The sequence below is a fragment of the Agromyces binzhouensis genome (genome assembly GCF_004135055.1).
Taxonomy (GTDB): domain Bacteria; phylum Actinomycetota; class Actinomycetes; order Actinomycetales; family Microbacteriaceae; genus Agromyces; species Agromyces binzhouensis.
Window position 1 is genome coordinate 1 of the sequence record NZ_SDPL01000672.1, and the last position, 1,063, is coordinate 1,063.

Annotated in this window: 1 protein-coding gene; it reads right to left on the minus strand. The window is 75.7% G+C overall.

All coding sequences use genetic code 11. The features are described from left to right. Positions 1 to 73: 73 nt before the first annotated feature. Positions 74 to 1,042: a FecCD family ABC transporter permease gene (locus ESO86_RS17545; RefSeq protein WP_242492447.1), complete on the minus strand. Its 969-nt coding sequence runs from the start codon at positions 1,040 to 1,042 to the stop codon at positions 74 to 76. Positions 1,043 to 1,063: the final 21 nt, after the last annotated feature.

Below are 1,063 nucleotides of genomic sequence, written 5' to 3' on the forward strand. Positions count from 1 at the left end.
TCGCCGGTCGCCGCGGAACGTGCGACCCGGTCGCCCGGCGCCGGGGGTCGGGGCGCGACGCGTGCGGCGGCCATCAGAGCCCCGCCACCCGTCGGCTCCTCGCGATCGCGATGAGGACCGGGGCGCCGAGGAACGCGGCGACGACCCCGGCCTCGAGCTCGGAGTTCGGCACGACGAGGCGCCCGATGACGTCGGCCGAGAGCAGCATGATCGGCCCGAGGACGACGGCGAGCGCCGTGATCCAGCGGTAGTCGCTCCCGATGAGTCGTCGTGCCGCATGCGGCACGACGAGTCCGACGAGCGCGATCGGCCCGGCGAGCGCGACCGCGGTGCCGCAGAGGAGCACGAGCGCGAGCCCCGCGACGGCGCGGGTGACGCCGACCTGCTGGCCCAGGGCGGATGCCACGTCGTCGCCGAGCGCGAGCAGGTTGAGCCGGTGGGCGAGCGCCGCGGCGAGCACGACGCCGACCACGAGGAACGGCCACAGCGCGGCGACGGTCGACAGGTCGCGTCCGGTGAGCGACCCGACCGCCCAGAAGCGGTACTGGGTGAACGCCTCCGTGTCCCGCAGCAGGACGAGTGCGATCAGCGGCGTGAGCAGTGCCGTGAGCGCCGCCCCGACGAGCGCGAGCCGGACCGGCCGCGCCCCGCCGATCGCGAACACGACGGCGGCGGCCGCCGTGGCGCCCACGAACGCGAACCAGATGAACCCGAGCGGCGCGGTCACCCCGAGCAGCGAGATGCAGAGCACGACGGCGAGCGACGCACCGGCGTTGATGCCGAGGAGGCCGGGATCGGCGATCGGGTTGCGGGTGACGCCCTGGATGAGCGTGCCCGCGAGTCCGAGCGCGACGCCTGCGGCCAGCCCGATCACGGTCCTGGGGATCCGCAGCTGCACCACGACGGCCTGGTCGGGGTCGGTGAGGTCGGGCCGGACGACGGCCTGCCAGACCTCGGCGACGTCGATCGTGCGGACCCCGAGCGCGAGGCTCGCCGCGACGACGGCGAGGAGCGCGATCGCGCCGCCGACCAGCACGAGCACGGCGCGGGGCGGGTGCGGGCG